The sequence below is a fragment of the Bradyrhizobium erythrophlei genome (assembly GCF_900129425.1).
Taxonomy (GTDB): Bacteria; Pseudomonadota; Alphaproteobacteria; order Rhizobiales; family Xanthobacteraceae; genus Bradyrhizobium; species Bradyrhizobium erythrophlei_C.
Genome location: NZ_LT670817.1, coordinates 6,361,540 through 6,376,734 on the forward strand (window position 1 = coordinate 6,361,540; position 15,195 = coordinate 6,376,734).

The window sequence follows — 15,195 nt, forward strand, 5'->3', positions numbered from 1 at the left end:
CCCTATCCTTGACCTGTCAGATGACTCGCTGCTTATTTCGCGGTGGCCGGCACCCGAGCGTCGGGCACAACTTCCGGGAGCCGCAAGCTGGCAAAATAACGTTCGAGAAGAACGGGGCTGACGGGACCGATCGGCGCGCCCACCGCAGCCAATTGTTGCTGCGTGAAGTCCGATGCGATCTCGGGATGCGATCGCGACGTGTCCTCTTTTGACAAAATCGACAGGACAGCTGCGAGATCGTCGTCCTGCGTTTCCTCAAGCCGCCGTCGCGCAATGTCCATCCATCGATCGAGCGACACGAGCTCGAGCCGCAGGCCGAGTCGATGAAAGACCCGCGGGACCTCCTGCACATGTAGCGGCTCGCTGTTCATGAGGTGATAGACGCTATCTCTGGACGCTTCGCGGCCCGCGAGCCGGACGATCGCCCGCGCGACGTCATCGGCAGGCGTCATGTTCAGCAGAAGATCCAGGTCGGGAATCACCCCCAGTTCGACATAGAGCCGGACAAGTCGCCAGATCAGATCCGTCTCGTTGCAGATTCCACTGATGCGATCGCCAGTGACGCTGCTCAGCCGATAGATCGACACCGGCAGGCCGCGAGCCTGTGCGCGGCGGGCGAGCGTGTCGCCCACCCACTTGCTTTGGCTATACCCGCCCGCGAGCCCCTGCCACGAGGTGAGGTCGGTCTGTTCGGACACCGGGCCGGACTGGAACTTGTCGATCACCGCAAGGGTGGAAACATAGTGCAGTCTCTTTGGTCGTCCATTCGCGGTCCAATCGAGCAGCGTGAGGACGCTGTCCACATTGGCGGGCTTTAGCGCGGCATAATGATGAAGGAATTCCACGTTCGCGCCGCAATGATAGATCGCGTCGCACTCGTCACGCACAATGCGGGTTCCCTTCTCATCGAGTCCGAGTGCCGGATGTCCGAGATTTCCGATCAAAACCTCGATACGGCGCTCGTCCCAGCACGCCGAAAGCTTTCGCTTGTCGAGCGCCTGCCGCAAGCGGGTCTCGGCGGATCGCCGGTCCGCGGCACGAACGTGGCAGAAGATATGCGCGTCGGTCTCCTGGAGCAGCGTGGAGAGAAGATGACTGCCGACGAAGCCGGTGGCTCCGGTCAGGAAAATGCGCTTGGGCTTGTTCGGCGCGCGCGCGCCGGTCAGCTTGATGTGTGACGGCAGGAAGATGTCGCGGGACAGGTCCGGGGCGCCGTCCGAAGGTCCATCGAGGTCGAGCATCGCCGCAAGGTCCCTGACGACAGGCGTCGTATAAACCGCCGTGATCGGGAAGTCCGACCGGATCTCGTTGCGGATGCGACGGCCGAGGCGGATCGCGAGCAGCGAATGGCCGCCGAGGTCGAAGAAGTTGTCATCGATACCCACGCGCGCGAGTCCGAGCGTATCGGCGAATAGCGCGCAGAGCTTCTCCTCCTTTGCTGTCCGCGGTGGGGTGTATTCGGTGCCGGGTTGCTGGTCGGGAGCCGGCAGGGCGTTGCGATCGAGCTTGCCGCTGGGGGTGAGCGGCAGCGCGTCGAGCACGACGAACGCGGCGGGGACCATGTAGTCCGGCAGGGTGCGCGCGAGATGCTGGCGCAGCATCGCGGCGTCCGGCGCATGACCGGCGGCGGGGACGACATAGCCGACGAGGCGCTTGTCGCCGGGACGGTCTTCGCGGGCGACCACCGCAGCCTGGGCAACGCCGTCATGCTGACCGAGCGTGGCCTCGATCTCGCCGGGCTCGATGCGGAAGCCGCGGATCTTGACCTGGTGGTCGGCACGGCCGAGAAAATGCAGTGTGCCCTCGGGCCGCCAGCGCGCACGATCGCCGGTGCGGTACATGCGGCTGCCCGGCGGTCCGAACGGATCGGCGACGAAGCGTTCGGCGGTCAGGCCCGGACGGTTGAGGTAGCCGCGCGCCAGACCGCTGCCGGCGATATAGAGTTCGCCCGCCACTCCGACCGGCACCGGCTGCAAGCCATCGTCCAGGACATAGACCCGCGTATTCCAGATCGGACGCCCAATCGGCGGCTCCGCCGCGCCGGAGAGCGGCATGCTCATGGTGGCGCAAATCGTCGTTTCGGTTGGTCCATACGCGTTGACCATCCGCCGCCCTTCCGACCAGCGCGCGACCAGATCGGGCGGACAGGCATCGCCGCCGACGATCAGAGTGCCGAATTGCTCGAGCCCCTCGGTCGGCATGCCCGCGAGAACCGCTGGGGGAATAAGCGCATGGCTGACGGCGTACCGGGTCAGCGTATCGGCAAGGATCTCGCCGGCGATGAGGCCGGCCTGCGGGACGACCAGCGCCGCCCCAGCAGGGAACGCCATCAGCAGTTCCATGATCGAAGCGTCGAAACTGGACGAGGAGAATTGCAGGACGCGCGAGTCGGCAGTGATGCCGAGCCGCTCGATCTGGGCTCCGGCGAGGCTCGTCATGCCGATATGCGAGACGACGACGGCTTTGGGGGTTCCGGTGGAGCCGGAAGTGTAGATGACGTAGGCGGCGTTGAGCGGGGTGAGCGGCGCGGTGCGGTCGTGGTCGCCCGGGTTGGTGTCGGGCTGGCGGGCGAGGATGCCGGCGGTGTCGGGATCATCCAACACAAGGCGCGGGGCGTTCTCCGGCAGGCGCTGGGCGATGGCATCGCTGGTGACGAGGCACACCGGCCTGGCGTCGGCGAGCATGAAGGCGAGACGGTCAGCGGGATAATCGGGGTCGAGCGGCAGATAGGCGGCGCCGCTCTTGACGATGGCGAGCAGGCCGACGATCTGCTCGACCGAGCGCGGCAGGGCAAGGGCGACGATCTGCTCGGGGCCGGCGCCTTGCGCGATCAGCAGATGCGCGAGCCGGTTGGCGCGGGCGTTGAGCGCGGCGTAGGTCAGCGTGGCGTCCTCACCCACCAGCGCGGTGGCGTCACCGCGCTGCGCGACCTGAGCCTCGATCAGCGCCGGCAAGGTCGTCGGTGGCACCGCGCGCGCGGTGTCATTCCACTCCACCAGCACCCTGCCCCGCTCCGCCGGGTCGAGAATGTCTATGCCGCCAATCGGCAGATCAGGATCGGCGATTGCGGATTCGAACAGGCGCACCAGACGCGCGGCGATGGCTTCGACGGTTTTCCGCTCGAACAGATCCGTGCTGTATTCGATTGTGCCTTCGATCCCACCCGACATGCCCTGCGTAACGCGACTCTCCGTCAAGATCAGCGCGAGGTCGAATTTGGCCACGCCGCTGCTCATCGGTTGCGCGGCAACGGAGAGGCCGGGCATATCGAGGCTGAGCGCGCCCGCGCTCTGGAACGCCAGCATCACCTGGAACAGCGGGTGACGGCTCAGAGACCGTGCCGGGTTGATAGCCTCGACGATGCGCTCGAACGGCAAATCCTGATTTGCGTAGGCGTCGAGATCCGTGGCGCGTACGCGATCCAGCAGTTCGCGGAAGCTGGGATTGCCGGCGGTGTCGGTGCGCAGCACCACGGTGTTCACGAAAAATCCGATCAGCTCGTCGAGCGTGTGATCGGTTCGCCCCGCGATCGGGCTGCCGATCGGGATGTCCGTGCCCACGCCGAGCCGCGTAAGCAGTGCGGCGAGGCCGGCCTGGAGCACCATGAAGAGGCTGGCCTGCTGCTCGCGCGCCAGCATCAGCAGGCGCTGGTGCAGTTCAGGCGCGATCTCGAAGGCGACAGTATCGCCATGATGGCTGGAAACAGCTGGCCGAGGACGATCAACCGGCAGTTCCAGTTGCTCCGGCAGGCCATGCAGCGCCGCCTTCCAGTACGCCAGCTGACGCGCTATCGGACTTTCCGGATCATCTTCATTACCCAGCAGCGCGTGCTGCCAAAGCGCATAGTCGGCATATTGCAGGGGCAGCCGCGCGAAGACAGGCGCGCTGCCTTCACTACGCGCGGCATACGCGGCAGCGAGATCACGACCCAGCGGCCCGAGCGATGCTCCGTCGCCGGCGATATGGTGAACGAGCAGCAACAGAACCTGCTCGTGCGGCTTGAGGACGAAGAGGTCGACGCGGAGCGGCGGTTCGACGGCGAGATCGAAGCCGCGGCTCGCGGCCGCGGTGAGCGCCTGCGGAAGCTCGGCCTCGGTGATGGCCGCCACCGCGAGGATGGGCCGGGCGATTTCCGTATCAAGGATCAACTGGCGCGGTATGCCCGCCGTTTCCGGAAAGACGGTGCGCAGACTCTCATGCCGCTCGACCAAATCGGCGAGTGCTGATTCGAGGGCAGTCTGGTCGAGGGTCCCGCGAATGCGGAGCGCGAGCGTGAGATTATAGCGCGGGCTTTGTCCTTCGAGATGGTTGAGGAACCATAACCGACGTTGCGCGAAGGAGAGCGGGATTACCTCTGGACGCGGCCCTGGCCGAAGCGCCGGCCGTGCCGCCGCCTGGGCCTGATCGAGCCGTTCGGCCAACCCGGCGATGGTGGAAACTTCGAACAGCGTACCAAGCGGCAACTCGACATCGAAAGCAGCACGGATTTTCGAGATCAGATGCGTGACGAGCAGCGAGTGACCGCCGAGGTCGAAGAAGTTGTCGTGGATGCCTACGCGCTCAAGCCCGAACGTCTCGGCCCAGAGGCCGGCCAGCACCTTCTCGGTCGTTGTCCGCGGTGGGGTGTATTCGGTGCCGGGTTGCTGGTCGGGAGCCGGCAGGGCGTTGCGATCGAGCTTGCCGCTGGGGGTGAGCGGCAGCGCGTCGAGCACGACGAACGCGGCGGGGACCATGTAGTCCGGCAGGGTGCGCGCGAGATGCTGGCGCAGCATCGTGGCGTCCGGCGCATGACCGGCGGCGGGGACGACATAGCCGACGAGGCGCTTGTCGCCGGGACGGTCTTCGCGGGCGACCACCGCAGCCTGGGCAACGCCGTCATGCTGACCGAGCGTGGCCTCGATCTCGCCGGGCTCGATGCGGAAGCCGCGGATCTTGACCTGATGGTCGGCACGGCCGAGAAAATGCAGCGTGCCCTCGGGCCGCCAGCGCGCACGATCGCCGGTGCGGTACATGCGGCTGCCCGGCGGTCCGAACGGATCGGCGACGAAGCGTTCGGCGGTCAGGCCCGGACGGTTGAGGTAGCCGCGCGCCAGACCGCTGCCGGCGATATAGAGTTCGCCCGCCACTCCGACCGGCACCGGCTGCAAGCCATCGTCCAGGACATAGACCCGCGTGTTCCAGATCGGACGCCCAATCGGCACGAATTGACCATCCCCGTCGTGGTGCCAAGACCACGACGTCACCTGAATCGTTGTCTCGGTCGGACCGTAGAGATTGACCAGTCGGACATTCCAGGCCGACGTCACTTCTGTTGCGAGATTCGAAGTCAGCGCCTCCCCGCCGGCGAAGACGCGCGTGAGGCAATGCGTGTCGGCCGGACTGATGAGTTCGGATGTTGCTGCAAGCAGCGATGGCACGAACTGAGCAACGGTAATGCCCTGACGCTTGATATAGTCGATCAACTGCTGCGGATCGCGAGCGACATGCGCTGGCGCAACGTCCAGCACAGAACCTGAAAGCAGTGGCAGCCATATCTCCCAACCCGCGGCATCAAAGCTGACCGACGTCCGAGACAGCACCTGATCCTCTGCGCTCAGCGGGTATTCCCTCATCATCCACAGCATGTGATTGAGGAGCCCGCCTTGCGAGACGACGACGGCTTTGGGGGTTCCGGTGGAGCCGGAAGTGTAGATGACGTAGGCGGCGTTGAGCGGGGTGAGCGGCGCGGTGCGGTCGTGGTCGCCCGGGTTGGTGTCGGGCTGGCGGGCGAGGATGCCGGCGGTGTCGGGATCATCCAGCACAAGGCGCGGGGCGTTCTCCGGCAGGCGCTGGGCGATGGCATCGCTGGTGACGAGGCACACCGGCCTGGCGTCGGCGAGCATGAAGGCGAGACGGTCGGCGGGATAATCGGGGTCGAGCGGCAGATAGGCGGCGCCGCTCTTGACGATGGCGAGCAGGCCGACGATCTGCTCGGCCGAGCGCGGCAGGGCAAGGGCGACGATCTGCTCGGGGCCGGCGCCTTGCGCGATCAGCAGATGCGCGAGCCGGTTGGCGCGGGCGTTGAGTGCGGCGTAGGTCAGCGTGGCGTCCTCGCTCACCAGCGCGGTGGCGTCACCGCGCTGCGCGACCTGAGCCTCTACCAGCACCGGCAAGGTCGTCGGTGGCACCGCGCGCGCGGTGTCATTCCACTCCACCAGCACCCTGCCCCGCTCCGCCGGATCGAGAATGTCCATGCCGCCAATCGGCCGATCAGGATCGCGTACAATCGCCTCAACAAGCCTCACAAGACGTTGCTGATGATCGGCGAGATCCTTCGCGCTGTAGAGCGCTGGATTGGCATCGAAATCAATCCGCAGGCCTTTTCCATCGCCGCGGTCGTAGACGAACATGGCAAGGTCGTCGGCCGAGCCATTCGACAAGTTGTGCGTCGTCGCGGGATGGCCGGCAAAGCGGAGATCGTAGTCGAACGGCTCGATATTGATGACGGTCGTAAAGAGATGCTGATTGGTGGGAAGCAGGTTGAGGTCCCGCCTGAGATCCTCGTACCTGTAGGACTGATGCCGAATCGCCTCGCGGACTTGCCGTCCAACCTCGCGAATGAGCGACGTCGCGTTCATGCCGGGACTCATGGCCAAACGCAGCGGCACGGCGTTCGCAACCATGCCGGGAACGCTGCGCAGGCCCCCCTTGGGTCGGGCCGCCACCGGCAGACCAATGACCAGATCTTCAGCCCCTGTCATGCGATAGAGATAAGCTGCGACCGCGGCGATCATGATCTGAGGCAGACTTGCGCCACTGACCTGCGCTGTCGCGCGCAGCGCCTTCACGCTTTCGGCGGAAAGATGGGTCGTATGGCGGAGCAGGCCACCGGCATTTTGCCGTCGCTGGTCGGCGAGACTGAGCGCGGCCGGCCGATCAGCAAAATGCTTCAACCAATATTGGCGGTCGCGCGCAAATCGTTCGGAGCTTCGATATCTGGTCTCTTCTTCAAGCAGGCGCGCCAATGGACCGAACGTGGCCTCTTCGGGAGAGCGTCCCTCGACTAACGCACTGTATATGCCGGCGACGCGTCGGGCGAACAGGCCGCCGGTAAAGCCGTCCATGACGATGTGATGACTGCGATGGTACCAGAAATAGCGGTCCGGCGCGGCCTTGAACAAGGCGCAGACCCAAAGCGGCCCTGTCAGCAGGTCGACCGGTCTGGTCAACTCCGCCATCATCCAGCTTTCTGCCGTCGCCCGCGGATCTGGCTCGGAGCTGACATCGATGAACGGAAAGGTCGTAATCAATACGGGGGAAATCAGCTGTCGAGGTCCATCGCTCTGCTCGATGAACCGTACCCGCACGGTTTCCGCCTCGCTTCCGGCTTGCCGCAAGGCCAGCTCGAACAGCACAGGATCAATCGGTCCGTGAATTTCTATGGACTCGGCAAGATTGAATATCGAATCCGGCGAGCTGAATTTCTGCGCGAACCACATGCCCGCCTGCGCGGCGGTCAGCGGCAGCAGCTGTGAAGAGTCGTTGATCGCGTCCACGGCTTCCCCAATTCTGTATATCTTTGGCGGATGATCGATTACCGGCTCAGCGGCTATGCCGGTTGGATGCCGGCGCCGGTTCTCGGACGCATGTCCGTCCAGTTCTCATTGATGTATTCGATGCAGGCCTGGCGGCGGTTCTGCTCGAAGGCGGTGGACCAGCCGGCCGGAATTCCGGCGGCTGCAGGCCAGAGCGAGTGTTCACCTCGGTCATTGATCAGGACGACGAAGGCGCCGCCTTGATCGTCGAAAGGGTTGCTCACCTGTCTTGCTCCGATCTCGGTTGGGGGAATGAGTTCAGTCGTGGCATTGCGATCAGGCTGCGGCTGCGTGCGCGAGTCCGGCACGTGCTTCAAGCTGTCGAAGGATTTGCGCGGACACGGCAAGCTGTCCGGCCAAGGCGATGGTGTTGCCGATTCGGTGCGCGGCACCGAGGCGCTCGAGTTGCCAGCCAGCGCGCCTCAGGATTCGTTCCATTCGCACGTCGACAACACAGGCGATCGTGCCTATGCCGTTTGACAGGCCGAATTTCAGAACGCCGATCAGCAGGTCGTAGGTCGTTTGTGACAGTCCTGTTTCAACCGTGGCGGCGTTCCCGCTCACGGCAAATCGGCTGGCTTCCCACACCCGTTCGCCGCGAGGCACGGCCGCCTTGGTCACAAAATACGGAAAGATGTCGCGAAGCATATTCGGGCCGGTCGTCGGCAGCAGGCGGACGCAACCGTTGAGGGTTCCGTATCTGTCGATCGAGAGCAGATAGCTCGGCCCCAAGGCGTCGTATTGGTCGAACTCGAGCTCGCCGCTTACGGTGACGTCCCAGCCGAGGCGATCCTTGAAGACCGCCTTCCGCAGGCGATGCATTTGATACAAATTTCTGACGTTACGTTCTGCGTTGTCTTTTGTGACAATTCTTATCATCTGCGTCCTCATCACGTGCATTAGGGACATTACGCGACGGCGAGCATTAGCTTGAGCTGTCTACCTTTACAGGTATCCTGCGCACATGGATGAGAGAACAATTCAAAGCTGCTCGCGTGTCACATGTTCCACCGTGCGTGGACCGGCGATGCGACAGACCAGCGCATAATCCCGAAGAGCATGCCTCGGGCTCGACCCGAGGGCGGGAACCGGTGTTCCGGAAAAATGTCGCATCAAACAAAAGGTAAGCGACGTATCTGATTCAGCGAAGCTGGATCAAGACTCTGGCGGGCGCTCACGCTCGGCCGGCCGAAGCGCCATGATGCGCACAGACCTTCGATCGCATCGGCGATCGGCTACATGCTGATGATGTCGTACATCAATCCCTTGGCGACCGCCTGCTGCACGGTTGCCACTCCGAGCTTGCGCTTGGCGTTCTCGGTGTGAAAGACCACTGTTCGCCGGCTGACGCTTATAATTTTCGCCGTATCCAAAGCGCTCTTTCCGCGAGCTGCCCATTGCAGGCAGGACCTCTCGCGCTGAGTCAGACATGGGCGAGTCGGTGAAACGGCTGCCGGCGTTACATTGCGCAGTTGCGCATGCAGGTAGATCGCAATGAGATGTAGCTGATGGCGGTATCGCTCGGCTCGGGCATCGAACGCCGAACGGGAATCGCAGTCGGCGAGCGTGAGCGTTGCGACCTTTCCCTGGCGATCATGGATCGGAATGGTGAAACCATGTTGAATCCCGAACTCGCTGGCCTCTTCAAAAAGCCGCTTTTGCTTGTTGGTCAGCCTTGGATCGGATCGGTCGGCCGACCATGCGAAGGGAAGCGTCGTTGCGATCGAGCGCGAGATCACTGGATCGATCCTGTCATACCGCTTTGCGCAGTACTGCTCCACCCAGGAACTCGGATAGGTCGTCATTGCCAGTGTATCGTCATCATCGCCTCGTGGCGCGAAGCTTAGATAGGCAAAACACGGAAAGCCGTATTGATCCAAAGTTCGTCGCAACAGACGCTCAATTTCACACGCGTTATCGTGCATCGAGAGGTTTTGAACAAATTGTTCAAATATTTTATCCATTTTGCACGCCCTCGCCCCGCGGCAATACTTTCGGTCTGATTCATGACCGATTTTGGGCCGTGTGGAAACACTTCTGGTCTCTGTTGTGACGCAGCCGTCACAATGATCGCACACCATTGAAGTGGCATGCAGTTGCGCTCAGATATCAGGCCGCCTTGGCCTTGCGTGCGCCATGAATGACGCGCCACACCCGCTCCGGAGTAAGTGGCATATCGATTTGCGCAACGTTGAATTCCGAGAGTGCGTCGATCACCGCGTTGACGATCGTGGTAAGACTACCGGCGCATCCGGCTTCGCCGCAGCCCTTGGTACCCAACGGGTTGGACTTTGCCGGTGACGGATAACTGCCGACCTCCATTAGCGGAATATCAGCGGCGCGCGGGAGCGCATAGTCCATCAACGAGCCGGTGATCGGCTGGCCGCTCGTGTCATAGCTGACCTTTTCCATCAGAGCCTGGCCGATACCCTGGGCAACGCCGCCGTGCAACTGACCCGCGACCAGCATCGGGTTGACTATGGTTCCAAAATCATTGACGCCCGTGTAACGGACGACGTGCACCACCCCGGTATCGGGATCGATCTCGACTTCCGCGACATGGCAGCCGTTTGGATAGGTCGATGGAACTTCCTTGCTTTGGTGATCGACGCTGAGCGACGTCGGCACCCCCTCCGGCAACTTACCCTCGCGCAAGCGGCGCGACAGTTCCATGATGTCGATGCCGCGATCGGTTCCGGCGATCGTGAAACGGCCGTCGGCGAATTCGATGTCGGTCTCCGCCGCTTCGAGCAGATGCGCCGCCGCCAGCTTACCCTTGGCGACCACCAGTGCGGCAGCTTCGACGATGGCCAAGCCGGAGGCGGTGATGGAACGCGATCCTCCGGTGCCGCCGCCAGTGTGCACGATGTCGCTGTCATTCTGTTCGAGCTTGATCTTGTCGAACGGAACTCCGAGTTGGGTCGAGAGAACCTGGGCAAACGCCGTCGCATGGCCCTGCCCATAATCCAGCGTACCCGTGACCAGCGTTATCGTGCCGTCCGGCTCGAATACGATTTCGCCAAGTTCCCCTCGGGGAGGTGCAGTGGATTCAAGGTAGGAACCGACGGCGATCCCACGGAGTTGGCCGCGCTTGCGGCTTTCCTTCTTCCTTTTGCCGAAATTGGAATAGTCGGACAATTCCAGCGCCGTGCCGAGCACGCCGCCAAAATCACCGCTGTCATAGGTGACTCCGGATGCTGCGGAGTACGGCATCTGGGAGGACTTGACAAAATTTCGTTTGCGCAGCGCCAGCCGGTCAATACCCAACTCAGCGGCGGCGCGATCGATCAGGCGCTCCATGAAATAATTGGCTTCGGGACGACCGGCGCCGCGATAGGCTCCCATCAGCGTCGTGTTCGTGAGCACGCATTTGATGTCCACCGTCAGCAGTGGCGTACAATAAACGCTGGCGATGTTCTTTGCGATGTTCGCCGACAGCGGGTTCGGTGACACGTTGGAAATGTAGGCGCCGAGATTGCCGTAGCCGCTGACGCGGATCGCGAGAAACCTGCCGTTACCGTCCAGCGCCAGTTCCGCGTGGATCTTTTGAGCGCGGCCCTGACTGTCCGAAAGAAAGCTTCCGGAGCGCTCGTCAGTCCACTTCACCGGGCGATTGAGCGACTTCGCGGCGTGCAGGATACAGAGATATTCCGGGTAGTGAATGTTCTTCATGCCGAACGAACCGCCGACATTGGCGGTGAGCAGCCGAACCTTATCGCGGGGTACATTCAGAAGCTGCGCCAGCGCAACCCCATTGCCTGCCACCCCTTGGGTCGGAGCATGAATGGTATAGCGCTGGCTCGACTCGTTCCAAGAAGCGAGCGCGGCACGCGGCTCCATCGCGACAACGGCGACGCGGGTATTCTCAATATCGAGCTTTGTCACGTGGGCGGCAGCCGCAAACGCTGCTTCCACCGCGGCGGTGTCACCATAGTGGTAGTCCAACGCGACATTGTCGGGAATGTGATCGTAGAGGCGTGGCGCACCCGGCTTCGCGGCGGCGTCGGGTTCGGTGACGGCCGGCAACGATTCGATCTCAAGCACCACGGCCTCAGCCGCGTCGCGCGCCTGCGCGACGCTGTCCGCGACGACGAACGCGACAGGATCGCCAACATAGCGAACCTTGTCGGTCATCAGCGGCCGGCGATTGGTTTGCAGCAGCGGCGAACCATCGCGATTCTTCAGCGGCATGCCGCACGTAAAGGGAACGGAATTATCCGCGGCGAAATCCGCGCCGGTCCAGACACCCCGAACGCCCGGCATCGCCCTGGCGGCCGCGGTATCGATATCGCGGATGATGCCGTGGGCCTGGTTGCTGCGAACCATCCATGCATAAAGCTGGCCGGGCAAATTGAAATCGTCGGTGTACCTGCCCTTGCCGCGCATCAGCGCGTCATCTTCCTTGCGGCGGACCGGCTGCCCGACACCATTGTTTTGCGCGGCAGCAATTGGAGATTCGCGACGTGGAGAGCTATAATCCTGCATCGAACTTCTCAAATAGTGCCGGCATTTCGGGCATTTCCGGCGGAGCCTTCTGATAGCGTAGCACCGCTGGAACGACAACGCTCCAATATGCAGGGGACCATGGCCATTACCGCAAATGACCACTGTATGACCGGAACCGCCCCTTGATGGGTTGGGCCGGCGGCTACGCCGTGTTTTGCTGGGTCGCCTTGCCTTGCAAGGCCTGCCAGATTTTGACCGGGGTCAGCGGCATATCGAGATGATCGACATTGAATTCCTTGAGCGCATCGACCACCGCATTGACAACGGCCGGAGGCGATCCGGTCGCCCCGGCCTCTCCGCATCCCTTTGCACCCAGAGGATTCGTCTGCGTCGGCGCGTCCTCGTAAAGCGTCACGTTGACCGGAGGCAGGTTATCGGCGCGGGGCAGGCAATAATCCATGAATGACGCGGTCCGGAGCTGGCCGCTGGCGTCGTAACTGGTGTTTTCGAGCAGCGCCTGGCCTATGCCCTGAACCACGCCGCCGATCACCTGGCCGCGCACGATCAATGGGTTGATGATGCGGCCGAAATCGTCCACGACCGTATAATTGGCGATACGCGCCACGCCGGTCGCCAAGTCGATTTCGACCTCGCAGACGTGACAGCCGTTCGGATAGTTGAAATCCTCGCGCTCGTAACGTGCGGATTCGTCGAGACCCGGTTTTTCGCCCAGAGGCAATCGGGCGGGATCGAAGGAGGCCTTGACGACATCCAGGAACGAAACATTCCGGTCCGTGCCCGCGATACGGTATTCTCCGGGCTTGTAGTCGACGTCGTGTTCATCCGCTTCGAGAAGATTGGAAGCAATGCGCTTGCCCTTTTCGATGATCGCTCGCGCGGCCAGCAGAACGGCGGTGCCGCCGAGCTGAAGCGAACGCGAACCTCCGTGGCCGCCGCCCTCCGGCGTCGCATCGGTGTCGGCCTGACGGAATGCAATTTGATCCGGCGCGATCCCGAACTGCGCTGCGGCGATTTGGGAGAAAGTAGTCTCGTGCCCTTGCCCGTTGGATTGGGTTCCGACCGACAGTACCGCCCGCCCATCCTGCGCGAATTCGATCCTGGCGGCATCGGATGGCGGACCAAGGGTCGCCTCGAGGTAAAACGCCACGCCGATGCCGCGGCTGGCGTTCCGTTTCCTCGCCGCCTTCGCGCGCTTTGCGAATCCGCTTATATCGGCAAGCTCCGTCGCGCGCTCCATGACCGTCGTGAAATCGCCGACGTCGATTTTCCGTGCGAGCGCGGTCGAGTAGGGAAGCTGGCTTGGCTTGATCAGGTTGATCCGGCGCAATTTTATCGGCGAAATACCGGTGACGCGGGCCGCAACATCGATGGTGCGTTCCAGCAGATAGGTCGCTTCGGGTCGACCGGCTCCGCGATAGGCGTCGACCGGCACGGTATTGGTGAAAGCGGCGCGGACCTCCATCGAGATATTGGGAATAGTATATGCACCTCCGAGGACTGCCGCTGTCGGCAGGGTCGGAATGAGGGCACCATTGGTGGACATGTATGCGCCGAGATTGGCAATGGTGTCGACAGCGAGGGCGACGAAACGTCCCGAGCTGTCAAGACCGAGTCGGACCGTCGAGACGAGATCGCGAGCATGCGCATCCGACACGAACGATTCACTGCGGTCGTTGATCCATTTGATCGAGCGCTGAAGCTTCTCGCCAGCAAACACCATCATCGCGTGTTCAGGCTGCAGCTGGTTTTTACAGCCGAAGCCTCCGCCGACATCGTCCGCCTTGCACCGAAGCTTTTCCTTTGGCCAGCCGAAAAGCTCGCAGAGCAAGCCTTGGAAACCGAATGGATTTTGAATCGAGCCTGAAAGCGTCAAATTGCCGCTTTCGGAATCGCGTCGGACAGTGACGCCGCGTGTTTCCATGGAATTCGGCACAATGCGATTATTCACAAGATCGAGCGTCACAACATGGGCAGCACCTGCGAGAGCCCTGCTGGTTTTCTCCGCATCTCCGACACGCCAGGTGAAAGCGAGATTCCCAGATACATTGTTCGGCCAGATCGTGGGTGCACCATGATCCAACGCATGCCGTGCATCGACAATACAATCGACCGGAGCGTATTCGACACGGATGAGCTCAAGCGCGTCTTCCGCTTGTCGCGCCGTTTCCGCCACGATCATCGCGACGCATTCGCCGACATGCCGCACCCGCCCGATCGCCAATCCCGGGCGGGGCGCGGTTGCAATCGGGGAGCCGTCAGCTTGATTGATCGACGGGCGCAGAGGCAGCCCTGAAAAGCCCTCACCTTGCCAATCTGCTCCCGTGAAGACAGCGACAACCCCTCGCGCCGCTCGGGCGGCAGAGGTGTCGATCGAACGGATTTCGGCATGGGCGTGCACTGATCGCAGAAAGACTGCGTGAAGAATATTCGGCCCACCAAAATCATCGACGTATTGGCCGGTGCCGGTAATAAACCGCCGATCTTCCAAGCGGGGCATCGGCTGACCAATTCCGAACTTGGCTAATGCACAGGGAACCTCGGTATCCGACAACAACGATCGATGTTTGGTTAGCATTCGATTTCCCGCAACTTGAAACACATCGACCACATCCGACGGTGCAAAAAGTAGCTACCTTAAGTAGACGGCTCTCTCAAGAAAAAGTTCGGAATCGGAAGAGCTAACGGGTCGCGCGAATGCGCGCCCGATGACAGGCTCCGCGAAGCAATCCAGAGCGCAGCAAAAAGAAAGAGTGGATTGCTTTGCTTCGCTCTCCCCCAAGAGGTCGTCATACCCCGCGCATGCGGGGTATCCAGTACGCTGCGGCTTATCGATTCAATCACTGGCGTCTCGGAGTACTGGATCGCTCGCTGGAGCCTGTCATCGGGCGGCGCGTCGCGCCGACCCGGTGGCGGGTGATGACGGCTGGGGGCGCGGCGCGTTCGTTCTGCGATCGTCATTGCGAGCGCAGCGAAGCAATCCACTCTTTCTTTGTGTTGCAGCATGGATTGCTTCGCTGCGCTCGCAATGACGTGGACACACCTTCGCGATCTCGCGGCGCGGCGCGCCCGAGGTTTGCCAAAAACATCCGCCCTGAAAACAGAGGGCGTGGGGAATGCCGGGCGCCCGATGCACCCGCAGCCTCGTGTGCGCTAT

6 protein-coding genes are annotated in these 15,195 nt (G+C 62.4%); all 6 read right to left on the reverse strand.

The window, feature by feature from the left end:
* Window positions 1-32: 32 nt before the first annotated feature.
* Window positions 33-7,535, reverse strand: coding sequence for a non-ribosomal peptide synthetase (locus tag B5527_RS30495; RefSeq protein WP_197689230.1), 7,503 nt, complete (start codon window positions 7,533-7,535; stop codon window positions 33-35).
* A 53-nt stretch (window positions 7,536-7,588) separates the two neighbouring features.
* Complete coding sequence (locus tag B5527_RS30500; protein WP_079607631.1) at window positions 7,589-7,798, reverse strand: MbtH family protein; 210 nt, start codon at window positions 7,796-7,798, stop codon at window positions 7,589-7,591.
* 52 nt (window positions 7,799-7,850) lie between these two features.
* Complete coding sequence (locus tag B5527_RS30505; RefSeq protein WP_079604817.1) at window positions 7,851-8,483, reverse strand: acyl-homoserine-lactone synthase; 633 nt, start codon at window positions 8,481-8,483, stop codon at window positions 7,851-7,853.
* A gap of 326 nt (window positions 8,484-8,809) precedes the next feature.
* Window positions 8,810-9,538 (reverse strand): helix-turn-helix transcriptional regulator, encoded by a 729-nt coding sequence (locus B5527_RS30510; protein ID WP_172842713.1) that lies wholly within the window; start codon window positions 9,536-9,538, stop codon window positions 8,810-8,812.
* A gap of 145 nt (window positions 9,539-9,683) precedes the next feature.
* Window positions 9,684-12,059 carry a xanthine dehydrogenase family protein molybdopterin-binding subunit gene (locus tag B5527_RS30515; RefSeq protein ID WP_079604819.1) on the reverse strand — a complete coding sequence of 792 codons (2,376 nt, stop codon included), beginning with the start codon at window positions 12,057-12,059 and terminating at the stop codon, window positions 9,684-9,686.
* Between the two features lie 163 nt (window positions 12,060-12,222).
* The gene (locus B5527_RS30520; RefSeq protein ID WP_079604820.1) at window positions 12,223-14,616 is read right to left on the reverse strand and encodes a xanthine dehydrogenase family protein molybdopterin-binding subunit; all 2,394 of its coding nucleotides are present in this window, start codon (window positions 14,614-14,616) and stop codon (window positions 12,223-12,225) included.
* Window positions 14,617-15,195 lie beyond the last annotated feature (579 nt).